Annotated in this window: 20 protein-coding genes; 15 read left to right on the top strand and 5 right to left on the bottom strand. The window is 69.8% G+C overall.

Annotated elements, in window-relative coordinates; all coding sequences use genetic code 11:
- The first annotated feature begins 622 nt into the window (after positions 1-622).
- From ASH02_RS14185 to ASH02_RS14175, 3 genes are all read left to right on the top strand, one after another.
- The gene (locus ASH02_RS14185) at positions 623-913 is read left to right on the top strand and encodes a hypothetical protein (protein ID WP_056688127.1); all 291 of its coding nucleotides are present in this window, start codon (positions 623-625) and stop codon (positions 911-913) included.
- A 73-nt stretch (positions 914-986) separates the two neighbouring features.
- Positions 987-1,373 (top strand): hypothetical protein, encoded by a 387-nt coding sequence (locus tag ASH02_RS14180; protein ID WP_056688130.1) that lies wholly within the window; start codon positions 987-989, stop codon positions 1,371-1,373.
- Between the two features lie 99 nt (positions 1,374-1,472).
- Positions 1,473-2,825 carry a cytochrome P450 gene (locus ASH02_RS14175; RefSeq protein ID WP_082564141.1) on the top strand — a complete coding sequence of 451 codons (1,353 nt, stop codon included), beginning with the start codon at positions 1,473-1,475 and terminating at the stop codon, positions 2,823-2,825.
- Between the two features lie 77 nt (positions 2,826-2,902).
- Here ASH02_RS14175 and ASH02_RS14170 read toward each other — a convergent pair whose 3' ends face one another.
- A complete protein-coding gene (locus ASH02_RS14170; RefSeq protein ID WP_056688135.1) occupies positions 2,903-3,340 on the bottom strand; it encodes a VOC family protein in 438 nt (145 codons plus the stop codon).
- A gap of 237 nt (positions 3,341-3,577) precedes the next feature.
- Here ASH02_RS14170 and ASH02_RS26115 point away from each other — a divergent pair, with 237 nt between their 5' ends.
- A complete protein-coding gene (locus ASH02_RS26115) occupies positions 3,578-3,742 on the top strand; it encodes a hypothetical protein (RefSeq protein WP_156388529.1) in 165 nt (54 codons plus the stop codon).
- A gap of 73 nt (positions 3,743-3,815) precedes the next feature.
- Here ASH02_RS26115 and ASH02_RS14165 read toward each other — a convergent pair whose 3' ends face one another.
- Both ASH02_RS14165 and hsaA read right to left on the bottom strand, forming a co-directional pair.
- The gene (locus tag ASH02_RS14165; RefSeq protein ID WP_057294946.1) at positions 3,816-5,069 is read right to left on the bottom strand and encodes a DUF1214 domain-containing protein; all 1,254 of its coding nucleotides are present in this window, start codon (positions 5,067-5,069) and stop codon (positions 3,816-3,818) included.
- A 28-nt stretch (positions 5,070-5,097) separates the two neighbouring features.
- The gene (hsaA, locus tag ASH02_RS14160) at positions 5,098-6,264 is read right to left on the bottom strand and encodes a 3-hydroxy-9,10-secoandrosta-1,3,5(10)-triene-9,17-dione monooxygenase oxygenase subunit (RefSeq protein WP_056688140.1); all 1,167 of its coding nucleotides are present in this window, start codon (positions 6,262-6,264) and stop codon (positions 5,098-5,100) included.
- Between the two features lie 151 nt (positions 6,265-6,415).
- Between hsaA and ASH02_RS14155 the strand changes: the two genes are divergently transcribed.
- The 5 genes from ASH02_RS14155 to ASH02_RS14135 all read left to right on the top strand — a co-directional run bounded on the left by ASH02_RS14155 (position 6,416) and on the right by ASH02_RS14135 (position 10,378).
- Complete coding sequence (locus tag ASH02_RS14155; protein WP_057294945.1) at positions 6,416-7,579, top strand: Rieske 2Fe-2S domain-containing protein; 1,164 nt, start codon at positions 6,416-6,418, stop codon at positions 7,577-7,579.
- On the top strand, positions 7,579-7,890 hold the full coding sequence (locus tag ASH02_RS14150) for a hypothetical protein (RefSeq protein WP_057294944.1): 312 nt from the start codon (positions 7,579-7,581) through the stop codon (positions 7,888-7,890). The genes ASH02_RS14155 and ASH02_RS14150 overlap by 1 nt, the downstream gene beginning before the upstream one ends.
- Positions 7,887-8,726, top strand: a complete 840-nt coding sequence (locus tag ASH02_RS14145; RefSeq protein ID WP_057294943.1) for an SDR family NAD(P)-dependent oxidoreductase — start codon at positions 7,887-7,889, stop codon at positions 8,724-8,726. The genes ASH02_RS14150 and ASH02_RS14145 overlap by 4 nt, the downstream gene beginning before the upstream one ends.
- 255 nt (positions 8,727-8,981) lie before the next feature.
- A complete protein-coding gene (locus tag ASH02_RS14140) occupies positions 8,982-9,527 on the top strand; it encodes a TetR family transcriptional regulator (protein WP_200959140.1) in 546 nt (181 codons plus the stop codon).
- Positions 9,528-9,631: 104 nt separating this feature from the next.
- The gene (locus ASH02_RS14135) at positions 9,632-10,378 is read left to right on the top strand and encodes an SDR family NAD(P)-dependent oxidoreductase (protein WP_056688152.1); all 747 of its coding nucleotides are present in this window, start codon (positions 9,632-9,634) and stop codon (positions 10,376-10,378) included.
- A gap of 248 nt (positions 10,379-10,626) precedes the next feature.
- Here ASH02_RS14135 and ASH02_RS14130 read toward each other — a convergent pair whose 3' ends face one another.
- A complete protein-coding gene (locus ASH02_RS14130) occupies positions 10,627-11,553 on the bottom strand; it encodes a 3-oxoacyl-ACP reductase (RefSeq protein WP_056688155.1) in 927 nt (308 codons plus the stop codon).
- Between the two features lie 252 nt (positions 11,554-11,805).
- On the opposite strand from ASH02_RS14130, the gene ASH02_RS14125 reads away from it, so the two are divergent.
- The 3 genes from ASH02_RS14125 to ASH02_RS14115 are packed head-to-tail and all read left to right on the top strand — an operon-like array spanning position 11,806 to position 15,813.
- Positions 11,806-12,981 carry a steroid 3-ketoacyl-CoA thiolase gene (locus tag ASH02_RS14125; protein WP_057294941.1) on the top strand — a complete coding sequence of 392 codons (1,176 nt, stop codon included), beginning with the start codon at positions 11,806-11,808 and terminating at the stop codon, positions 12,979-12,981.
- Positions 12,982-12,983: 2 nt separating this feature from the next.
- On the top strand, positions 12,984-15,128 hold the full coding sequence (locus tag ASH02_RS14120) for an acyl-CoA dehydrogenase (RefSeq protein WP_057294940.1): 2,145 nt from the start codon (positions 12,984-12,986) through the stop codon (positions 15,126-15,128).
- A 22-nt stretch (positions 15,129-15,150) separates the two neighbouring features.
- Entirely contained in the window at positions 15,151-15,813 is a 663-nt protein-coding gene (locus tag ASH02_RS14115) for a PaaI family thioesterase (protein ID WP_056688163.1), read from the top strand.
- 91 nt (positions 15,814-15,904) lie between these two features.
- On the opposite strand, the gene ASH02_RS14110 is transcribed toward ASH02_RS14115, so the two are convergent.
- Positions 15,905-17,539 (bottom strand): class I adenylate-forming enzyme family protein, encoded by a 1,635-nt coding sequence (locus tag ASH02_RS14110; protein ID WP_057294939.1) that lies wholly within the window; start codon positions 17,537-17,539, stop codon positions 15,905-15,907.
- A gap of 150 nt (positions 17,540-17,689) precedes the next feature.
- On the opposite strand from ASH02_RS14110, the gene ASH02_RS14105 reads away from it, so the two are divergent.
- From ASH02_RS14105 to ASH02_RS14095, 3 genes are all read left to right on the top strand, one after another.
- Positions 17,690-18,451, top strand: a complete 762-nt coding sequence (locus tag ASH02_RS14105) for an SDR family NAD(P)-dependent oxidoreductase (protein ID WP_056688170.1) — start codon at positions 17,690-17,692, stop codon at positions 18,449-18,451.
- A gap of 61 nt (positions 18,452-18,512) precedes the next feature.
- Positions 18,513-19,751 carry an NADH:flavin oxidoreductase gene (locus ASH02_RS14100; RefSeq protein WP_056890093.1) on the top strand — a complete coding sequence of 413 codons (1,239 nt, stop codon included), beginning with the start codon at positions 18,513-18,515 and terminating at the stop codon, positions 19,749-19,751.
- Complete coding sequence (locus ASH02_RS14095) at positions 19,748-21,463, top strand: AMP-binding protein (protein WP_082620894.1); 1,716 nt, start codon at positions 19,748-19,750, stop codon at positions 21,461-21,463. Before ASH02_RS14100 ends, ASH02_RS14095 begins: the two co-directional genes overlap by 4 nt.
- The last annotated feature ends 61 nt before the right edge of the window (positions 21,464-21,524 follow it).

Genomic DNA, 21,524 nt, shown 5'->3' with positions numbered 1-21,524 from the left:
AACCGGGCTCGCTCTAGAACTGCCGCCCGTTCCGCTGATCGGTCATGCAGTGCTTAAGCGTTTGAGTCCGTGGCAGGCCGCGGCCGCCATCACCGCGATTCTCCTTGTCGTGCAGGTGCTACTCGTTCTCGGAGAGGCCAAGGAACCGGGGGCAGAAGAACTGTCGCCGTTGTCGCCCCAAGCGACAGAGATTGCGGTCAGTGCAGCAGCCTTTGTCTTCGTGTTCTTGGTCTTGTGGTTGGTGCTCTCGGTACCCGCCGCGCTGAAGGCGTGGCGGAGCCGTGCCCGAGGCGCATAGCCGCGAAGGGCGGAACGGCACGTGAGAGACAAGGCGGGTACGGTCACGGAGTCGCCCAGCCGTGCCTCGTCGGTCTTGGGAGGCATGTATCGCTGGAAGTGGGGGATCTCGGCAATCCTCTGCGCCGTCCTCGTGTTCGGCTTGAACGACGGGCGTTCTGGACCATGGGCCTGGTTGCTCGTCAGCCTGTTCGTGTTGCTCCTATGGCTACCGATCCTCGTCTTCGGAGCTCGATCGATTCGCGAGGCCGGCAGGTCGTTCCGAGATAGATACGAGCGAGACTAGGTCTCCCTTGGGTTTGTCCACTCACGAACGCAGCGGGAAATGGCCACACAGGTCGCCGACATCGCGGATGATGCGCTCATGTCAACTGGTCAAGCCCTTCCAAGGCCCCTGGGATGGTTCCTGCTCTTCACCGGCGCAGTCGCCGCGATCAGCACCTCCACGGCCATCGCGGATGGCGTGACACGGAGTGACCTGGCGACGTTGGGCTTCGCAGCTTGCCTACTGTTGATGGGCCTTGATCAGTTGTTCTGGCACGGGTCGAAGCCTGCTGTTCGGTGGGTCGGCTTCCCGCTCAGCGTGATCACGTTGGCGTTGTTGCTGACGTCATGAGCGCCGTCTTGCTCAGCCGACCGGGCTGGGGAACTCGATCGCTGTCCAGGCTCGTTGCTGCCACGATGCCTAGATGATGGAACTCAACGCGGAGTCGGCGATCAAGGCCGGGGGCTGGGATCCGCGGTACGCCGTGACCCTTGCGGCCGCCGTACAGGACGACATTGCCGCGGCGCTGGTCGACACCAACGGTGACGAGGCTGACATCGACCTCGACGAGTACGTGCGCGGACCGGACGGTGAGTGGCAGGAGGCGGGGAGTGGCAGCGCCGACGACCAGGGCACCCACTGGTCCTGGCGGATGGTGTCGATCTGGGGGCGGACGGCACCGGGCAGGACTGTCGAGATCGAGTACCTCGGGGTCAGCCACTCGACGGTCGCTCTGGAGACGGGCTGGTGGCTCTTCATCGCACCGTCGACGGATGACTACGAGGCTCTCCCACAGCGGATCCAGCGCTAGAACGTGCGCCGAGGACGGAGCCGCAGCGACTCCCAGGCACCATGGAACTCCTACCTGGGGAGGTTGTCGGGCGCCTGAGCCGGGGACAGACTCGATCGCATGACTACCTCCGCGGAGCCGAGAGTCCCGGCGTACATCGAGGGCTGGCCGCCCCTGCCGACCGGGGAGTTCCCACCCGGCCCGCGACTGCCGTCCGTCGTACAGACCCTGGCCTTCATGCGGTTCCGCAGTGCGTTCGTCCCGCGACTGCACCGACGGTACGGCGACGTCTTCACGATCCGGCTGCTGCCAGACGGGCGGCCACTCGTCGTCTACTCCAAGCCCGACCAGATCAAGGACATCTTCGCCGGCGACCCGGAGAACTTCCATGCGGGCAAGGGAAACGCCATTCTCGGGCCGGTCATGGGGGAGCACTCGGTGCTCCTGCTCGACGCGTCGCAGCACAAGCGCGCCCGCAAGTTGCTGATGCCGGCGTTCAGTGCCCGCGCGCTCAAGGGGTACGAAGAGCTGATCGCCCAGATCGCCAAGGACCAGGTCGACCAGTGGCCGGTCGGCACGACGTTCGCGTCGCTCGAGCGGATGAACGCGCTGACCCTGGCCGTCATCATCCGCGTCGTCTTTGGCGTGACCGACGAGCACCGGGTCGTGGAGCTGCAGCCCCTGATCGACAACGTGGTCAACGTGAACCCGCTCGTCCTGGTCGGCGCGAGCTACCCGCAGCTGGGGAAGATCGGCATGTGGAAGGCGTTCCACCAGAACCAGCGCGAGCTCAACCGGGTGCTGTACGCCGAGATCGCCGAGCGTCGACAGGCCGCCGACCTCGCCACGCGCACCGACGTACTCTCCCAGCTGCTGCACGTCGGCGACCACGAGGGCGAGGACCCACTGACCGACGCCGAGCTGCGCGACCAGCTCGTCACGCTGTTGCTGGCCGGTCACGAGACCACGGCCACCGCGTTGGCCTGGTCGCTCTACGAGCTCGGCCGTTCACCGCAGCTCCTCGGCAAGGCGCAGGGGGCGGCCGACTCCGGCGACGACGCCTACCTCGAGGCGGTGCTGAAGGAGTCGATGCGGCTGCACCCGGTGATCCCCATCGTGACGCGGCTGCTGATGAAGCCGGCCGTCGTCGGGGGAGTGTCGCTGCCGGCCGGTGCGGCAGTCGCCGCATCGATCGAGCTGTCCCACAGCGAGAACTTCGCGGACCCGCAAGTCTTCCGGCCGGAGCGCTTCATCGAGGGCAAGGTCGAGGCCAACACCTGGATTCCCTTCGGGGGCGGCGTACGACGCTGCATCGGCGCCGGCTTCTCGCTGATGGAGGGCGTGACGGTGTTGCGTGAGGTGCTGACCCGCTACGACCTCAGCGCGCAGGGTGACGACGTGGCCAAGGTTCGCAACATCACCAGCGTCCCGAAGCGCGGCGCCCGGCTCGTGGTGACACGACGTACGCCCTGACGGTCCTGCGTCACTGAGGTCGCCGCGTGGGGCCGAGCGGCGGCGTGGCGGCGTGGCGGCGTACCGGCGTACCGGCGTCAGCCGAAGTACTCGAAGAGGGACACGACGATTCCCTCCGGGCCGCGCACGTAGGCCATGCGCACGACGTTCTCGTGCTCGCCGATGCCGCCCACCAGGCCGTATCCCTTCGCGGCCAGCTCGTCGACCGCGCCGTGGAGGTCGTCGACCTCGAAGCTGACGTTGCGCAGGCCCACCTCCGTGGCCAGGGCGTCGGGTGAGCCCGGCTGGTGGTCGGGCCGGACGAAACGCGCCAGCTCGAGCCGGATGCCGTCGGGGGACTTGAGCATCACCACCTCGGTGCGGGAGTCGGGGACGGCGCACACCGTCTCGAGGAACTCGCCCTCGACGAAGGTGCGGCCCTCGATCTCGAGGCCGAGCCCGACGAAGAACTCGGCCGCCTTGTCGATGTCGGAGACGGTGATGCCAACGTGGTCGAAGCGCTTGATGCGTGCCATGGGATTGATCCTCCAGTACTCGTGGTTGGTCCTTCCACCCCTTGGTCGGAGCCGACCAGAGTTTCTCGACATCCGTCACGAGATTTTCTTCGGAAGCTTTCAGTCGAGGTCTCGCTCGGGAGAAAGTCGTCCGGGCTGACCTGTCGAATACGGTCGGGGCCGTTCGTGGAACTGATGAGAGGCCGACACGGACCGCCAACCGGGCGGTCGCCTCGGGACCCGAAGGAGATGACTCAGATGTTCACGATCGAAGAAGACCGCGGCACCTACCGGGGCCCCGTCCGCCGGCACAACGGCTACTACGCCGGAGACTTCACCCGCAGCCAACGCGCCACGCCCGGTGAGATCGCAAAGCTGGCCAGGCTCCAGGCCCCGACCTTCCCGACCCGGTCCACGCACTGACCGCCGGTCCTGCCGCGGGCAGCCTGAGCGTCAAAAGCGGCCCGCCTGACCGTCAGCGCAGGCCTCCTGAGCGTCAGCGCAGGCGACGGGCGAAGGCGGCGGCCCGCTGCTGCAGCTGCTCCGCACGTCCTTCGGGTGTGATCCGGTGCTCGTCGCTGAAGAACGAGGTGACGTCACGGAGCGGGACCACCCGGACCTCGCGCACCGGCTCGGCGTCCTCGGCAACCTGTCCGCCCTGCCACCGGGCGGCGACCATGCCGGCGGTCAGCCCGCCGGTGTCGAGCCAGTTGTGCACGCCGGGGTCGGTCGCGGCCACCAGGTAGGTGAGCGTCCCGTCGGCGTTCGCCTTGGCCTGGCGGTTGTTCAGACCGCCGGTCGCCTCGACGCTGGGGCGGGTGACACCCCAAGGGTCGGTGACCTCGAAGCCCAGGTAGTCGGCGCCGCACGGGTCGAGGGTGACCAGCAACCCCTCGTGGGCGGCGACGTCGAACCGGCCCACCACCGAGGCCCCGAAGGGCCGCGGCGTCGGCTGCTTGATCGCGTTGAGCGGTCGTACGTCGTGGATCAGCTGGTTGTCGTAGTCCAGCCAGTAGCGGCTCAACCGCTCCACGTTGGCCACGGCCAGCTCGACCAGGTCGGCATCCGTCGGCTCGGGTGCGGCGTCGGGCCCGGCGATCCGCTCGATCTCCAGCCACAACGGGTCCTGGGACTCCCAGTCCGTGAGGGCGTCGCGCACCAGCATCCAGGTCGAGGTCGGTGCGGTCAGGAGGTGCGGTCGGTCGTCGACCGGCGCAGGCCCGACCGTGAGCTCGAAGCGACCATCGGCGTCCGGCACCAGCTGTGACGAGAGCACCACGGAGGCGATCGCGGCGCCCTCACGGGTCACGTTTCCGTCGGCCTCCGGGGCGCCGTAGCAGATGAACGAGAACTGGGCGGCCGGCACCTCCGGCACCCGACCGCGGACGACGTACGTCGACTCGCCGTCGACCGCGCTGCGGCGGTGCACGTTGTCGGGATTGTCGATGCCGTAGCCGGAGTTGGGCATGTCGATCCCGTGCCAGCCGTGGGCCGAGCAGGCCGACCACAGGAAGACCGGCCGGGCCGGGTCCGCGACCAGTGCGTGCTGCACGGCGGCGACCGTGATCGACGCGGCCGCGGCCTCGAGGGAGGCGACGCCGGCGGGGTGCGAACCGTAGTTGCGGTCGGCTCGGTAGAGCGCTGCGACCCGGTCGCGGGCGGCCCGGAGCTCCGGTGTGGCGAGGAGGTCGAGCGCCCGCCGTTCGAGAGCGAGCTGGCTCGCGGTGGACAGGGGACCGGTGCCGGTCATGGTGCTCCTTCTCGGTCGAGCTGTCGGTTCAGATGAGGTTGTCCTCGACGGTGATGCCGAAGACGCCCTTGCCGTAGAGGGCGAGGGTGCGCTCGACGTCGTTGGCCACGTGCACCGAACCCGCGTGGGCATCGCGCCAGGCCCGGCTGATCGCACTGGTCCAGTGCAGCGAGCTGCCGCCGGCGGTCTTGAAGAGGATGTCGATGGCCTCCAGGGCGCGCTCGGTGCCGAGCACCTGGTCGCGCCGGGTGCGCAGTCGCAGCTCCATCGGGATCTCGCCGCCGGCCGCTGCCGCGGCGTACATCTCGGACATGTTGCGGTCCATCTGCAGCACCGCCCCGTCGACCGCCGACGACGCCCGCGCCACCGCGACCTGTGCGAACTGGTCCTCCGCGAAACGACCGCCGCCGAGGCTGAGCCGGAGTCGGTCGGCCATCTCGCCGACGTATGTCTCCAGGCAGCCGGCCACGGCGCCGAGCACCGGCGCGGTGACGGCGGTGGTGAAGATCGCGCCGAACGGCATCCGGTAGAGCGGCCCCTTGTTCACCTTCTGTCCCGGCCCGGTGAGGCGGGCGTGCTCGAAGTTGCGGAGCGTGCGGTGCTCGGGGACGAAGACGTCCTCGACCACCACGTCGTTGCTGCCGGTTCCGCGCAGCCCGACCGTGTTCCACACGTCGAGGATCTCGACGTCGGCGCGCGGCACCAGGGCGGTGATGAAGTCGACGGGGTTGCCGGTCGGGCCGATCACCAGGGCGCCGAGGAGCAACCACTCCGCGTGGTTGCAGCCGGAGGAGAAGCTCCATCGGCCGCTCATCCGGTAGCCGCCCGAGGCCCGCTTCAGCTGCCCCACCGGGGCGTACGACGACGCGAGCAGCACGTCCGGCCCGTCGGACCAGACCTCATCCTGGGCGGCCTTGGCGAAGAGCGCCACCTGCCACGGGTGCACGCCCATCACGGAGCTGACCCAGCCGGTGGAACCACAGGCGCCGGAGATCATCCGGACCGCCTCGTAGAACCTCAGCGGCTCGAGCTCGAGGCCGCCGTACTTCTTGGGCTGGAGCATCCGGAACAGGCCGGTATCGGTGAGCTCCGCGATGGTCTCCTTCGACACCACGCGGGCCTCGTCGGTCGACACGGCACGCTCGGCGATCGCCGGGAGGAGGGCTCGCACGTTGTCCAGGACGTCTTGGCTCATGCGGCCAGAATGCGGCCACTCGGGGACGCGATCGGCGACTTCTTCCGTTGAGTGGGACTTCGGTCCGCGCGCGCTCGGGGGCGGGTCGAGACTCGAGCGAAAGATCGGTGAGTGGCACACCCCCCCCAGGCACGGACGGAGACAGACGGACATGACTGCAGTCGAGGACGAGGTTCGCCGGATTGAAGCAGACGCTGCACCCACCCGGTTCGCCCGGGGGTGGCACTGCCTCGGCCTGGCCAAGGACTTCCAGGACGGCGAGCCGCACCAGGTGCTGGCCTTCGGACAGAAGCTGGTCGTGTTCGCCGGCGAGGACGGCACGGTGAACGTGCTCGACGGCTACTGCCGCCACATGGGCGGCGACCTGTCGCAGGGCACGGTCAAGGGCAACGAGATCGCCTGCCCGTTCCACGACTGGCGCTGGGGCGGGGACGGCCGCTGCAAGGCGATCCCGTACGCCCGTCGCGTCCCGTTGCGGGCCCGTACGGCGTCCTGGCCGACGCTGGTCCAGGACGGCATGCTCTTCGTCTGGAACGACCCGCAGGGCAACCCGCCGCCGGCCGACGTCACCATCCCGCGGATCGCCGGCGCCACCGACGACAACTGGACCGACTGGACCTGGTACACCACGGTCATCGAGGGTGCGAACTGCCGCGAGATCGTCGACAACATCGTCGACATGGCGCACTTCTTCTACATCCACTACTCGTTCCCCACCTACTTCAAGAACGTCTTCGAGGGCCCGGTGGCGACCCAGTTCATGGAGGGGGAGGGACGTGAGGACGTCGCGCGTCCCCAGTCCGAGGGCAGTGGTGCTCCGAAGGCCACCGGCAACAGCTCCGTGGCGGCGTACCACGGTCCGTCCTTCATGATCGACGACCTCGTCTACCACTACGAGGACGCGGACCTGAAGAGCGTCCTGATCAACTGCCACTACCCGATCGACGCCAACTCCTTCGTGCTGCAGTACGGCGTCATCGTCGAGAAGCGGGTCGGCATGGCCGACGAGGAGGCCGACGCGATGGCCCAGAAGATGGGCGACTTCATCAAGATCGGCTTCGAGCAGGACGTCACGATCTGGAAGAACAAGGCACGCGTCGACAACCCCCTCCTGTGCGAGGAGGACGGACCCGTCTACCAGCTGCGCCGTTGGTACGAGCAGTTCTACGTCGACGTCGAGGAGGTCACTCCCGAGATGACCGAGCGCTTCGAGTTCGAGATCGACACCACGCGGCCGAACGAGGCCTGGAAGGCCGAGGTCGCCGCGAACATCAAGGCGCGGGACGCGTCCGCCGTGCAGGAGCAGACGGTCTGATGGCCGTCCGCCCCGACAACCGGCTGGCCGACGGGCCGATGCAGCCCGTCGGCTGCGAGGCCTGTGGGGCACGGGTCCTCGCGCGCAAGAGCAGCTGGGAGCAGACCTCGATCCAGTGGTCCGACGAGGCAGCCCAGACCTGTGTCGAACGGCGGGCAGCGTCGCCCCGACCCGGCCCGAACGGTGCCGCCTTCGCCGGCTGCGCCAGCCTGCGGGACTCGGTCATCAAGGCAGTCCACCGCGGCGACGTGGACGTGCAGGTCGACGAACCACTCAAGACGAATCCCGAAGGCGAGCACGCACACGCATGACGACCAACCCGATCAACGAAGACTCGATCAACGCAAAGCAGCTGAACGCGGAGAACTACGGCCCCTGGGCGGTCATCGCGGGCGGCTCGGAAGGCGTGGGTGCCTCCTTCGCCCACCAGCTCGCCGACGCCGGCCTCAACCTCGTCCTGCTGGCCCGCAAGACCGGGCCGCTCGAGGAGACCGCCGCGGCCGTCCGGGCCAAGGGTGTCGAGGTGCGCACCCTGTCGGTCGACCTGACCGAGGTCGACGCGCCCAAGAGGGTCGCCGAGGTGACCGAGGATCTCGAGGTCGGCCTGCTGGTGTTCAACGCCGGCGCCAACACCTACGGCCACGAGTTCGTCAGCGGTGACCTGGAGAAGTTCAGCCGGGTGATCGACCTCAACATCACCGCCCAGCTGGCACTCGTGCAGCTGTTCGGCGCACCGATGAAGGAGCGTCGCCGCGGCGGCATCCTGCTGGTCGGTTCGTTGGCCGGGCTCCTGGGCTCGGCGCAGATCAGCATCTATGCCGCGGCCAAGTCCTTCGGCCGGATCTTCGCCGAGGGGCTGTGGCTCGAGATGCGCGACTACGACGTCGACGTGGTCGAGTTCGTGCTCGGGGTCACCCGTACGCCGGCAATGGCCCGGGCCGGGCTCAACTTCGACATCCCCGGCATGCACGTCTCCGAGCCGGACGACGTCGCCCGGCAGGCACTCGCCGCACTCACCCACGGACCGATCCAGGTCGCCGAGGGCAACGAGAAGGCCGTGGAGATCCGCAGCGGCAGTGATCGCCGCAAGCTGGTGCTCGGGGCGCACGAGGCGTCCAAGCGGATGCTGCCGCCCTCGTCGGAGTGACCTGGCGCCCAGCCACTGCCAGCAGGCCTGCCGAGCCCAGGGTCTGCCGAGCGCCGGTCGGGCGAGCCCAGGTCTGCCGAGCGCCGGGCGGGCGCGTTGTCGCCCGGCGCCGATCCCGCTCACCGGTAGAGTTCCGCGCGCACGGTGAGAGCCTCGCGAGACGATGGCTCCGACATCGACGAGGGGAATGACGTGCCGAGAATCGGCGAGGTGAGGCCGCCAGCGCAGCCGAACTCACCACAACAGCAGGAGCGCGTGGAGCGCATCCTCCGCTCCGCCGCCCGCCAGGGAGCCGCCAACGGGCTCGAGCGCGTGCAGATGCTCGAGGTGGCCAAGGAGTCCGGCGTCGCGATCGCGACGCTCTACCGCTACTTCCCCTCGAAGATGCACCTGTTCACCGCGGTCATGCAGAGCCAGATCCAGCGCATGGAGGGCGCGGTGGCCGACGTGGACCCGGACGCCGACCCGGTGGTGACCGTCACCGAGCTTTTGATCCTGGCGACCCGACAGATGCTCAAGACCCCCCTGCTGACGCACGCGATGATGGTCTCCAACAACGCGGCGTTGCACGCGACGCACGCCGACGCCAACGTCACCCATGCGTCGTTCTCTGCCTTGTTGCTGGGTGCTGCGGGTCTCGCCGAGCCGAGCGCTCGCGACGAGCAGCTCGCCCGACTGATCGAGCAGGCGTGGTACGGCGTGATCACCGCCGCGCTCAACCAGCGGAACCCGATCGAGCAGGTCGAGGACGACATCCAGGTCTCCTGCGCGCTGCTGTTGGCCGAGTGGTCACACTCCTGATCCGCGACCGCGTCTGATCTGCGACCGCGTCCCCGGCCCCTCGGCGTACCACTGAACGGGAGCGGGCGGCCGCACCCGGCCCGCCCACCCCTACGGTCGCGAGCATGAACAGGTTCAGCGGGGTCAATGCACTGGTCACCGGCGCCGGGTCGGGCATCGGTCGGGCGACCGTCCTTCGTCTCGTGTCAGAGGGCGCAGCGGTGTTCGCGGTCGACCGGGACGAGACCGGCCTGGCCGAGACCGCCGAGTGCGCCGTCGGCAACCCGGGACGCATCGAGACGGGTGTCGTCGACGTCACCGACGAGGAGCAGGTGATCGCGACAGTGGCGACCGCCGCCGAACGACTCGGCGGCATCGAGGTGCTGATCAACGTCGCGGGCATCCAGCGCACCACGCCGATCGAGACGCTGAGCGTGAAGGACATGCGCGAGCTGTTCGAGGTGAACACCATCGGCACCGCGCTGTTCTGCCGTGAGGCCCTGCGCCACCTGCCCGACGGAGTCGGTGTGATCGTCAACGTGGCCTCGACCGCGGCCGATCACGGCAACCCGTACATGAGCGCCTATGCCGCGTCGAAGGGGGCGGTCCTCGCGCTGAGCAAGACGCTGGCCGCCGAGCTGGTCGGACGCGGCATCCGCGTCGTACCCGTCTCGCCCGGCAACACCGCCACGCCGCTGACCGCCGCAGTGAGCCCCGGCGACCTCGACTTCAGCTACTTCGGCCGGGTGCGTTCCCTGCTGGGCACCGCCCAGCCCGAGCAGATCGCCGCCGCGATCGCGTTCGCCGCCTCGCCCGATGCGTCGTACTTCACGGGTGCTGAGCTGCGGGTCGACGGCGGATCGCACACCTGAGCCTCCGACCGAGGNCCGGGCGGCACTCGGTGGTGCGGCCCACCTGGGCCAACTCGCCCGCCTACTCGGTCCGATCGGACCGAGTGCCACTGCCTACTCGGTCCGATCGGACCGAGTGTGAGGGNCTACTCGGTCCGATCGGGCCGCAGCCCCTAGTGCTCGTCCCGCTTCCCCGGAGGAGGCGGGGCCACCCGGAGCTGACGACGACCCGAACCCACGGAGGTCGCCGCCGCTCGCAGGCCGGCCGATCAGTTGGCGATGTTCTCCACGCCGGTCGTGTCGAGCTCGGCAACCGAGTACGCCGCGTAGGTCTGGTACGGCGAGCGCCCCTCGAAGTGCGAGCCGAGCTGCACGGCCAGCTCCTCGGCCGAGAAGACCCCGGAGGATGCGGTGAACTTCTTCTCGACCTTGGGCGAGTCCATCAGCGCGACCATGTCGCCGTACACCACGAAGACCTGGCCGTTGATCTCCGCGGACGCGGGGGAGGCCAGGTAGGAGACCAGCGTCGCGACGCGCTCGGGCGCGAGGATGTCGAGAGTGCGCTCGCTGTCGGGGTCACCGGCGAAGACGTGCGCCGTCATGTCGGTGCGGGCGCGCGGGGCGATCGCGTTCGCGGTCACGCCGTACCGGGAGAGGCCTTGGCTGGCGGAGAGGGTCAGCGCCACGATCCCCGCCTTGGCAGCGGAGTAGTTCGGCTGCCCGGCCGAACCGAACAGGAACGCCTCGGAGGTGGTGTTGACCAGGCGCCCGTAGATCGGACCACCAGCGGCCTTCGAGGCGGCGCGCCAGTGCACGGCGGCTGCGCGGGAGAGCGAGGCGTGGCCCTTCAGGTGCACCCGGATCACGTCGTCCCACGCGTCCTCGGTCAGGTTGAAGATCATCGAGTCGCGCAGCACACCGGCGTTGTTGACCACGATGTCGAGGGAGCCGAACGTGTCGACCGCCGCCTCGACGAGCCGGTCGCCGAGCGCCCAGTCGCCCACGTCGCCGCGGACGGCGAGTGCCTCGCCACCGGCCTCCTTGATCTCCGCGACGACGGCGTCGCCGGCCTCGCTGTAGTCGTTGACCACGACGCGGGCACCGGCCGCGGCCAGCGACAGCGCCTCGGCGCGGCCGAGTCCGCCGCCGGCTCCGGTGACGATCGCGGTGCGTCCGGCCAGGCTGGTCTCGCTCATGTTGCTCCTTCGACTCGGTGCGGATCCGACGCGTCTCGTGCCGCGTCGACGCCGGCCCGGGCACGGGTGGCTCGGGACAGCGGGGTGCGGCGAAAGTACGTCGTACGTCGGCAGCGCTGCCCGGACGAGTCCCGGTCAGTGGAGCCGACGGGGCCGCGACACGGATCACGCCCGGTGAGTGGGACGCCGGACGCCGCCAGACCCCGCGAACGGGCGACCCTGCTGGGACAGTCCGACACAGGAGGAACAGTCATGCCCGAAGCAGTGATCGTCGAGGCCGTCCGCACACCGGTGGGCCGTCGCAACGGATGGCTCTCCGGCCTGCACCCGACCGAGATCCTGGGTGCCGCCCAGCGGGGCGTGATCGAGCGCGCGGGCATCGACCCGGCGTCCGTGGAGCAGGTCGTCGGCGGTTGCGTGACCCAGGCCGGCGCCCAGGCCAACAACGTGACCCGCAACTCCTGGCTGGTGGCGGGTCTGCCCCACACCACTGCCTGCACGAGCATCGACTGCGCCTGCGGCTCGTCGCAGCAGGCCGTGCACATGATCTCCGGACTGATCGCGTCGGGCCAGATCGACGCCGGCATCGGCTGTGGAGTCGAGGCGATGAGCCGGGTCTTCCTCGGCGCCGCCCTGGCTCCCGGCACCGGGATGCCGATCCCCGACGGGTTCGAGATCGACCTGCCCGACCAGTTCACCGCGGCCGAGCGGATCGCCCGGCACTACGGCATCACCCGCGCAGCCGCTGACGAGCTCGGCTTCATCTCCCAACAGCGTGCTGCCGTCGCCTGGGCAGAGGGTCGCTTCGACGACGTGCTGCTGCCGCTGACCGCGCCGGTGATGGAGAAGCAGGAGGACGGCACCCTGCGCGCCACGGGCCAGACCATGGAGGTGACCCGCGACCAGGGCCTGCGCGAGACCACGCTCGAGAAGCTGGCCACGCTCTCGCCGGTCGTCCCCGACGGCATCCACACGGCCGGCAACTCCTCACAGATCAGCGACGGCGCGGCCGCCGTACTGCTGATGAGCCGGGAGCGCGCCGAGGCCGAGGGCCTGCGCCCGCGCGCCCGCATCGTCGCCTCCGGCATGATCGGGTCGGACCCGCACTTCCACCTCGACGGGCCGATCGCCGCAACCCACCACGTGCTCGGCAAGGCCGGCATGAAGCTCGGCGACATCGACCTGGTCGAGATCAACGAGGCGTTCGCCTCCGTCGTGCTCTCGTGGGCCAAGGAGCACAAGGCCGACATGGACAAGGTCAACGTCAACGGCGGCGCCATCGCGCTCGGCCACGCCGTCGGCTCCACCGGCGCCCGCCTGCTCACCCAGGCCCTGGCCGAGCTCGAGCGCTCCGACAAGTCCACCGCGCTGGTCACGATGTGCGCCGGCGGAGCGCACGCGACCGCCACGATCATCGAGCGGATCTGACTGTGGGCAGCATCGGACTCGACGAAGACCTGACGGCGCTGGCCGAGTCGGTGCGGGGGCTGCTGAGCCGCCACGTCACCGAGGATGCCGTGCGCGCCGCCGTCGAGCAGAAGGACGAACAGCTCCCCGGGTGGTGGCCGCAGGCGGCGGCACAGGGCCTGTTCGGGCTGCACCTTCCCGAGGAGGTGGGCGGCGCCGGGTTCGGCCTCCCCGAGGTGGCCGTGGTCGCCGAGGAGCTCGGCCGGGTGCTGGCACCCGGCCCCTTCCTGCCGACCGTGCTGGCCTCCGCCGTGCTCCACGCCGGCGGTCACGAGCAGCACCTGCCCGGGCTTGCCGACGGTACGACGACAGGTGCGGTCGACCTCTCGCGCGACGGCCTGGTCGGAACGCAGACCCCTGACGGCTTGCGGGTTTCCGGGACCAGTGGCGTGGTCATGGGCGGGCAGCTGGCCGACGTGTTCGTGCTTCCGGTGCAGGTTTCGGGCGCGACCCGTTGGATCGTCGTGCCGAGGTCTTCGGGACAGGTCACCTCGCAGCCCAGCCACGACCTGCTGCGCCGCTTCGCCACCGTCACCGTCGACGACCTCCACGTGTCGAGGGCCGACGTGCTCGACCTCGACCCGCAGCGGCCCCTCGACCTGGCCGCCGTACTCCTCGCCGCGGAGTCGGCCGGCATCGCCGACTGGGCGACCGCGACGGCCGCGGAGTACGCCACCACCCGTGAGCAGTTCGGCCAGCCGATCGCGAAGTTCCAGGCGGTCAAGCACCGGGTCGCCCGGATGCTGGTGCGCACCGAGCAGGGCCGGGCCTGTGCCTGGGACGCGGCGCGCGCACAGGCGGGTGCCTCGTCCGACGAGGCCTCGCTGGCCGCCGCGATCGCCGGTGCCACGACCGTCCCCGGCGCCTCCGTCGTCGTGAAGGACCTGATCAACACCCTCGGTGGCATCGGCTACACGTGGGAGCACCTGGCCGGCTTCGCCCTGCGCCGGACCGGCTCGACCTCGATCCTGCTCGGCTCGAAGGCCGTCTGGGAGCAACGCGTGGCCCGCCTCGCGCTGGCCGGCGTACGACGCCCGCTCGGCCTCGACCTCCCGCCGGAGGCGGAGGCGATCCGCGCAACGATCGGCGCCGAGCTCGACACCGTCACCGACGAGAATCCTCAAGCCAGGTTGGCAGAACTCGGCTACACCGCACCGCACTTCCCGGCCCCGTGGGGCAAGGACGCCGACCCGGTCACCCAGGTGGTGATCGCCGAGGAGCTCACCGAGCGGGGCCTCGAGCCGCACGACATGATCATCGGCAACTGGGCCGTCCCGACGCTGCTCGCGCACGGCGACTCGGCGATCCAGGACCGTCTCGTGCCGCCGTCCCTGCGGGGCGACATCGAGTGGTGCCAGATGTTCTCCGAGCCCGGTGCCGGGTCGGACCTGGCCGCGCTCAGCACGCGCGCGGAGCAGGTCGAGGGCGGTTGGCGGATCAACGGCCAGAAGGTCTGGACCTCGGGAGCACGCAGCTCCGACTTCGCGATCCTGCTGGCCCGCACCGACATGGACGTGCCCAAGCACAAGGGCCTGTCCTACTTCGTGCTCGACATGACCACGCCCGGCATCGACATCCGACCGCTGCGTGAGCTGACTGGGGGATCGCACTTCAACGAGGTGTTCCTCGACGACGTGTTCATCCCCGACGAGATGCTCGTCGGTCGGCCGGGTGACGGCTGGAAGCTGGCGATCACCACGCTGGCCAACGAACGGGTCCACATGACCTCGAACTCGGCCACCGGCACCGCCGAGCTGCTCTTCGAGCACGTCGACCGCGAGGACCCGCTGCAGGTCGCGGCCCTCGGGCGCCTGATCGCCGACGCGCAGTCGGGCGGGCTGCTCGGCCTGCGCCAGACGATCCGGTCGGTGTCGGGGCTCCAGCCCGGCGCCGAGTCGAGCCTGGCCAAGCTGGTCACGGCGGAGAACATCCAGGACACCTGGCAGACGCTGATGGAGTTCCAGGGCGGGGCCTCGCTCGTCGTCGACCCGGAGGAGCGGACCGCCACCTGGTGGTTCCTCAGCAGCCGGGCGCTGACCATCGCCGGCGGCACGACCGACGTACAGCTCAACATCATCGGTGAGCGGATTCTCCGCCTTCCCCGCTGACCTCCTCCGGAAGGAAGACGACATGACCGAAGAGACTGCCCAGCGACCCCTGGTGGTGAAGGGCGAGACCCGGCGACTCGAGGTGCTGACCGCGGCGCCCAACAACGACGGCGTCGACAAGGCGGTCGTCGCCGCACGACGTGTCATCGAGACGCTGCTGCACGCCGGCGACCGGACCTCGGCCGAGATGGGCGCGATCGCGTCCCAGCTCAACGCCGTCGCCGACCACCTGGACGAGCACGTCGGTCCGATCGACGAACGCCTGGTCGACATGTGGGCCGGTGAGGGCGTCAGTCGCCACGACCCGATCACCGGACCGGAGAACGCGATCGCCCCGCCCCTGGCCCTGGCGGGTCGCGACGACGGCTCGATCGGGGGAGTGGTCACCTTGGGTCTGCCCTACCAGGGGCCGCCGGGCCACGTGCACGGTGGAGTCTCCTCGATGCTGCTCGACCACGTGCTCGGCGTCGCCAACGCGTGGGCCGGCGACTCGGGGATGACGAAGGTGCTGACCCTGACCTACCACCGGCCGACACCGCTGTTCCGCGAGCTCGCCATCACCGGCCGTCAGACGAAGGTCGAGGGACGCAAGATCTGGACCACCGGCGAGATCACCGTCGACGGAGAGCTGTGCGTCTCGGCCGAGGCGCTCTTCATCAACGCCCAGGTCGCCCGCCCCCACTGACACAGATACTCCCTGACGTTCCGGTCCCTCTGCCAAGGGCCGAAACGTCAGGGAGTATCTGTTCTTGAGGGCCGGAACGTCAGGGAGTATCTCAGTTTTCGGCGAGGACGGCGGAGCGCTTGACCTTGCCGGTCGCGTTGCGGGCCAGGGGCACCGACGTCAGCCGCCAGTGCGCGGGCACCTTGTAGTAGGCCAGCTCCCGCTTCAGGAACGCGGTCAGGTCGTCGACCGACGGCTCCTTCTCACCGTGCACGACGACCACGGCCACCTCCTGGCCGAGGTCCTCGTGGGCCACGCCGTACACCAGGCACTCGACGACGTCGGGGTGCTCGGTCAGCACGTTCTCGACCTCCACCGGGTAGACGTTCTCCCCGCCGCGGATGATCAGGTCCGAGCGCCGCGAGCTGAGCCGCAGCCGGCCCTGCTCGTCGATCTCGCCGAGGTCTCCGGTGTGCAGCCAACGGTCCTCGCGAATGGTGTCGGAGGTGGCCTCGTCGTTGCGCCAGTAGCCGACCATGTTGTAGCAGCTGCGCACGCACACCTCGCCCTCCACGCCGGGTCCGAGCGCGTTGCCCAACGGGTCGCGGATCTCGAGCTGGACGCCGTACGTCGCCCGGCCGACGGTGCCCGGCACCTCGGCCTGGTCGGCCGGTGTGGCCGCGGAGACGCCGGTGCAGGTCTCCGTCAGTCCGTAGCTGTCGACCAGCGCGGTGGCGAAGGGCAGGTTCTCGCGGAGCCGCTGCTTCAACGCCAGCGACGACGGTGCCGAGGCCAGCGAGAACGAGGTCAGCGAGCTCAGGTCGAACTTGTCGGCGATGTCGGCGTCCAGCATCCGCGAGGCCATCGTCGGCACGGCGCCCCAGTTGGTGACCCGCTCCTTCTCGATCAACGCGTAGATGCGCTCGACGTCGAAGGCGCCGAGGTGCAGCACGACCTTGGAGCCGGTGGCCAGCCGCGGGAGCGCCAGGTTGTGCAGGCTGGCGATGTGGAACAGCGGGGAGACCAGCAGGTAGGCGCGGTCCCGCGGGTCGGTGGGGTCGCCGAAAGCGGCGAGCAGAGCGTCGTTCATCCGGTGGTACTCCACGACCGCGAGCAGGTTGCGGTGCGAGTGGGTGGCGCCCTTGGGGTGGCCGGAGGTGCCGGAGGTGAAGATCAGCACCGCCGGGTCGTCCTCGGCGACGTCGGCCGAGGGGAGTGGTGCGTCGGGGTGGGCGGCGCGCAACGTGGGGACGTCGTCCTCGACGGTCAGCACCGGCAGCCCGTGCTGCTTGAGCGCGTCGACGCGCTTGGCGTCGGCGATGGCCAGCACCGGCTCGGTCAGGCCGAGGCCGTGCTCCACCTCGCGGTCGGACCACCAGGCGTTGAACGCGACCGCCACCGCGCCCAGGGACACGACCGCCCAGAAGCTCTCGATCCACTCGATCGTGTTGGCGGCGGAGATGACGACCCGGTCGCCCTTCTTCACGCCGTACTCGTCGGTGAGGGCCTTGGCCAGGGAGGAGACCCGGGACGCGTGCTCGGCGAAGGTGACCCGATCATCGGCGGTGGCGACGTAGGTGCGGTCGCCGTACTGCACCGAGTCGGCGAGGACCTCGTGGAGGGCGCGTGCCCGGTTGCGGTAGACCGGCATACGGGTGCCCAGGACGTCGTCCTCGACCATCTCGAAGGGCCCACCGGGGCCGACGAGTCGGGCGTAGGCGGCCATCGGGTCGTGAGTGGTCGTCATCGGGCTGGAGCTCCTCATGTGTCTGTACGTCGGACGGCGTACTCCGCCGGTCCGTCCAGTCTGCGGAGCCGTGACCGCCGCCACGCGGGTGCCTCCCGGTGACCGGGACGGGTCCCCACCCGGACGTGTTCCGCGGCGAAGCATGTTGCCATGAAGAGTCTTGCAGGACATGTCGCGCTGGTCACCGGATCCGGACAGGGAGTGGGTCGCGGCATCGCCGTCGCACTCGCCGAACGAGGCGCCGACGTCGCCGTCGTGGGCCGCACCCTGGCCAAGCTGGAGGACTCCTGCGCGGAGCTGGCCGGCCTCGGCGTCACCGCGCGGCCCTACGAGTTCGACGTCACCGACCACGACGGCATCCCTGGCCTGGTCGACCGCGTGGTCGGCGACCTGGGCCGCCTGGACGTCCTGGTCAACAACGCCTACGTCGGCGCCTACGGGCCCCTGCTCGGGATGAGCCGTGACGACTTCGAACGAGGATTCCGGAGCGGTCCGTTCGCGGCCTTCGAGTTCATGAAGGCCGCGCACCCCCACCTCGTGGCCCAGGGCGGCGGCTCGATCGTCAACCTGGTCACCTCGGCGATGGTGCGCTGGGACCCCACGACGTACGGCGCCTATGCGGCCGCGAAGACGGCGCTGCGATCGCTGACCCGCACCGTGGCGGTCGAGTGGGGGCCCGACAACATCCGGGTCAACTCGATCGCCCCGCACGCACTGTCGCCGGGCCTGGCCGGGTGGGCCGAACGCAACCCGGAGGAGGCCGAGGCGTTCGTCGCCTCGATCCCGCTGCGGAGGATCGGCGATCCCGTGGCCGACATCGGGCGGGCGGTGGCAGCCCTGGTCAGCCCCGAGCTGCAGTACCTCTCCGGGGCCACCATCCCGCTCGACGGTGCCCAGGCGTTCTTCGGCTGACGGTTCCGGTCAGTGGGAGAGCGGAACGCCGGCCCGACGGCGCCGTCCTAGCGTGCGGAGCATGACGACCTCCACCCCCGTGCCCGACGTGCTGTCGCCGGCCACCCTCGGCCCGCTGACCCTGCGCAACCGGGTGATCAAGGCGGCCACCTACGAAGGCCTCAGCCACAAGTCTCTGGTCACCCAGGACCTCGTCGACTTCCACGTCGGCTACGCCAAGGGCGGGGTCGGGATGACCACGGTGGCCTACTGCGCCGTGGCCAAGGAGGGGCGGACCGACCGTCACCAGATCTACTGGACCGACGAGTCGTTGCCCGGACTGCGGGCACTGACCGACGCCGTGCACGCCGAAGGAGCCGCCGTCTCGGCCCAGATCGGCCACGGCGGTCCGGTGGCCAGCCCCAAGGGCAACGGCCTGCCTGCGCTGTCCCCGAGCCGGCACTTCCACAAGACCTCGTTGAGCTTCGCCCAGGAGATCGGCGTCCACGACATCCAGCGTGTGGTGCGCCAGCACGCCGAGGCGGCCCGCCGGGCCGTGCGGGTCGGGTTCGACGCGGTCGAGGTGCACCTCGGCCACAACTACCTGGCCTCCTCGTTCCTCAGCCCGAAGGTCAACCACCGCACCGACTCCTACGGTGGCTCCCTGGAGAACCGGGCCCGGTTCGCCCGCGAGATCATGCGCGCCGTCCGTGACGAGGTGGGCAGCGAGATCGCGATCCTCGCCAAGATGAACATGGACGACGGCGTGCCCGGCGGCTTCTGGCTCGACGAGGCGATCCCGGTCGCCCAGTGGCTCGAGCAGGACGGCACCGTCGACGCGCTGGAGATGACCGCGGGCAGCTCCCTGCTCAACCCCATGTACCTCTTCAAGGGCGACGCCCCGCTCGAGGACTTCGCAGCGGTCATGCCCCAGCCGATCAAGCTCGGCGTGAAGCTGGTCGGCAAGCGGCTGCTGCACAGCTACCCCTACACCGACGGCTACCTCCTCGAGGACGCCATGCAGATCCGCGACGCGGTCAAGCTGCCGATGATCCTTCTTGGCGGGGTCACCGACAAGGCGATGATGGACAAGGCGATGGCCTCCGGCTTCGAGTACGTCGCGATGGCGCGTGCCCTGCTGCGTGAGCCCGACCTGATCAACCGCATCGCCGCCGACCGGGACACTGCCTCCCTGTGCATCCACTGCAACAAGTGCATGCCCACCAACTTCACCGGAACCCGGTGCGTCCTGGTCGACCGGAGCACCACCCGCTCCGCGAGCTGGGGCAAGCCGGAGGGCTACGTCGGGGCGGTCCGATGAACGCCATCACTGCCAAGAAGGCGCCCGTCGGCCGGCCGCAGGTCCCTGCGGAGGAACGGCTCGAGACGATCGCGGACCTGCTGCTGGCCCGCCTGGGCGACGAGCACCCCGGCCTGCTGGACGGCGACTCCTCCTGGACCTGGGACGAGGTGGTCCGTGAGAGCGCGGCCCGCGCCGCCTGGGCCGAGGAGCTGCGCGACCCGGAGCGCCCGTTCCACATCGGCATCCTGCTGGACAACCAGCCCGAGTTCATCTTCTGGCTGGGTGCGGCTGCCCTGGCCGGCGCCACCGTCGTCGGCATCAACAGCACCCGAAGCGGTGACTACCTCGAGCAGGAGGTACGGCACACCGAGCTCCAGCTCGTGGTCACCGACGCATCCGGCGACACCCTCCTCGACGGTCTCGACATCGGCGTCCCGAAGGACAGGTTCCTGCGCACAGACGAGCCGTCGTACGCCGAACAGGTGGCGGCCCACACCTGTGAACCCACCCGCCGGCCGGAGATCGACGCGAAGACCCAGATGCTCCTGCTGTTCACCAGCGGCACCACCGGTGCCTCGAAGGCAGCGCGGGTCAGCCAGGGACGCCTCGTCGGCCTCGGCTACCAGAACACCGCGAAGTACGACGTGCGCCGCCACGACATCTCCTACTGCTCGATGCCGCTCTTCCACGGCAACGCGGTGATGGGGTTGTGGGTGCCCACCCTGACCGCGGGCGGAACCGTGGCGCTGGGCCGCAAGTTCTCCGCGTCCCGCTTCGTCGACGAGGTGCGTGCCTACGGGGCGACGTACTTCACCTACGTCGGCAAGGCGATCGGCTACGTGCTCGGCACCCCCGAACGCCCCGACGACCACACGATCGCGCTCACCCACGGATTCGGCACCGAGGCGTCCCCGGAGGACCGGGCCCGGTTCCTGGAGCGCTTCGGCGCCACCCTGCTCGAGTCCTACGGGTCCAGTGAGGGTGCCGGCATGGTCGCCCTCGACCCCGCCGCACCGACCAGCGCCCTGGGCCGTCCGGCCCACGACGGTGTCAAGGTCGTCGACCCGGAGTCGCGCGAGGAGTGCGCGGTCGCCGAGCTCGACGAGCACGGCCGGGTGCTCAACGCCGAGCTGGCCGTGGGCGAGCTGGTCAACACCACCGGCGCCGCGGCGTTCGAGGGCTACTGGAAGAACCCGGAGGCGGACGCCGAACGGGTGCGCCACGGGTGGTACTGGACCGGGGACCTCGGCTTCCTCGACGACCAGGGCTTCCTCTACTTCGCGGGGCGCTCGGGCGACTGGATCCGGGTGGACTCGGAGAACATCTCCGCGCTGCTCACCGAGCGGGCGCTGCGTCGCCACGACGACATCCTCACCGCTGCCGCCTTCGCGGTCCCGGACCCGCGGGCGGGGGACCAGGTGATGGCCGCCGTGGAGATCCCCGAGGGACGCACCTTCGAGGACCTCGACCTGGGGGCCTTCCTGGCCCGGCAGCAGGACCTCGGCACCAAGGGCGCCCCGCGCTTCGTCCGGGTCTCGCACGCCCTGCCCAGCACCGGCTCCAACAAGCTGCGCAAGAAGGAGATCCAGCTCGACGGGTGGCGCACCGGCGACCCCGTCTTCTGGTGGGTGGGTCGCGGCGAGCCGGCGTACGAGCCGATGACCGAGGCCGACAAGGCCACCCTGGTCGCAGAGTTCGACGCCAACGGGCGCCGCCGCTTCCTGCCCTGAATCCGAACCCGTCACCACCGGTTCCGGTCAGCGGGATCGCGGCCGGTGTGGTCGCAGTCAC

The sequence above is a fragment of the Nocardioides sp. Soil796 genome (assembly GCF_001429525.1).
Taxonomy (GTDB): Bacteria; Actinomycetota; Actinomycetes; order Propionibacteriales; family Nocardioidaceae; genus Nocardioides.
Note: the sequence above shows the minus strand (reverse complement) of the source record. Positions and strands in the feature narration are given on the sequence as shown.

What these genes read in the sequence shown, in the direction of transcription:
- ASH02_RS14125 (WP_057294941.1), top strand. Translation starts at nt 11,806, where the DNA reads ATGCCCGAAGCAGTGATCGTCGAGGCCGTCCGCACACCGGTGGGCCGT.
- ASH02_RS14135 (WP_056688152.1), top strand. Translation starts at nt 9,632, where the DNA reads ATGAACAGGTTCAGCGGGGTCAATGCACTGGTCACCGGCGCCGGGTCG.
- ASH02_RS14185 (WP_056688127.1), top strand. Translation starts at nt 623, where the DNA reads ATGGCCACACAGGTCGCCGACATCGCGGATGATGCGCTCATGTCAACT.
- ASH02_RS26115 (WP_156388529.1), top strand. Translation starts at nt 3,578, where the DNA reads ATGTTCACGATCGAAGAAGACCGCGGCACCTACCGGGGCCCCGTCCGC.
- ASH02_RS14130 (WP_056688155.1), bottom strand. Translation starts at nt 11,553, where the DNA reads ATGAGCGAGACCAGCCTGGCCGGACGCACCGCGATCGTCACCGGAGCC.
- ASH02_RS14105 (WP_056688170.1), top strand. Translation starts at nt 17,690, where the DNA reads ATGAAGAGTCTTGCAGGACATGTCGCGCTGGTCACCGGATCCGGACAG.
- ASH02_RS14155 (WP_057294945.1), top strand. Translation starts at nt 6,416, where the DNA reads ATGACTGCAGTCGAGGACGAGGTTCGCCGGATTGAAGCAGACGCTGCA.
- ASH02_RS14100 (WP_056890093.1), top strand. Translation starts at nt 18,513, where the DNA reads ATGACGACCTCCACCCCCGTGCCCGACGTGCTGTCGCCGGCCACCCTC.
- ASH02_RS14115 (WP_056688163.1), top strand. Translation starts at nt 15,151, where the DNA reads ATGACCGAAGAGACTGCCCAGCGACCCCTGGTGGTGAAGGGCGAGACC.
- hsaA (WP_056688140.1), bottom strand. Translation starts at nt 6,264, where the DNA reads ATGAGCCAAGACGTCCTGGACAACGTGCGAGCCCTCCTCCCGGCGATC.
- ASH02_RS14165 (WP_057294946.1), bottom strand. Translation starts at nt 5,069, where the DNA reads ATGACCGGCACCGGTCCCCTGTCCACCGCGAGCCAGCTCGCTCTCGAA.
- ASH02_RS14145 (WP_057294943.1), top strand. Translation starts at nt 7,887, where the DNA reads ATGACGACCAACCCGATCAACGAAGACTCGATCAACGCAAAGCAGCTG.
- ASH02_RS14150 (WP_057294944.1), top strand. Translation starts at nt 7,579, where the DNA reads ATGGCCGTCCGCCCCGACAACCGGCTGGCCGACGGGCCGATGCAGCCC.
- ASH02_RS14175 (WP_082564141.1), top strand. Translation starts at nt 1,473, where the DNA reads ATGACTACCTCCGCGGAGCCGAGAGTCCCGGCGTACATCGAGGGCTGG.
- ASH02_RS14180 (WP_056688130.1), top strand. Translation starts at nt 987, where the DNA reads ATGATGGAACTCAACGCGGAGTCGGCGATCAAGGCCGGGGGCTGGGAT.
- ASH02_RS14170 (WP_056688135.1), bottom strand. Translation starts at nt 3,340, where the DNA reads ATGGCACGCATCAAGCGCTTCGACCACGTTGGCATCACCGTCTCCGAC.
- ASH02_RS14110 (WP_057294939.1), bottom strand. Translation starts at nt 17,539, where the DNA reads ATGACGACCACTCACGACCCGATGGCCGCCTACGCCCGACTCGTCGGC.
- ASH02_RS14095 (WP_082620894.1), top strand. Translation starts at nt 19,748, where the DNA reads ATGAACGCCATCACTGCCAAGAAGGCGCCCGTCGGCCGGCCGCAGGTC.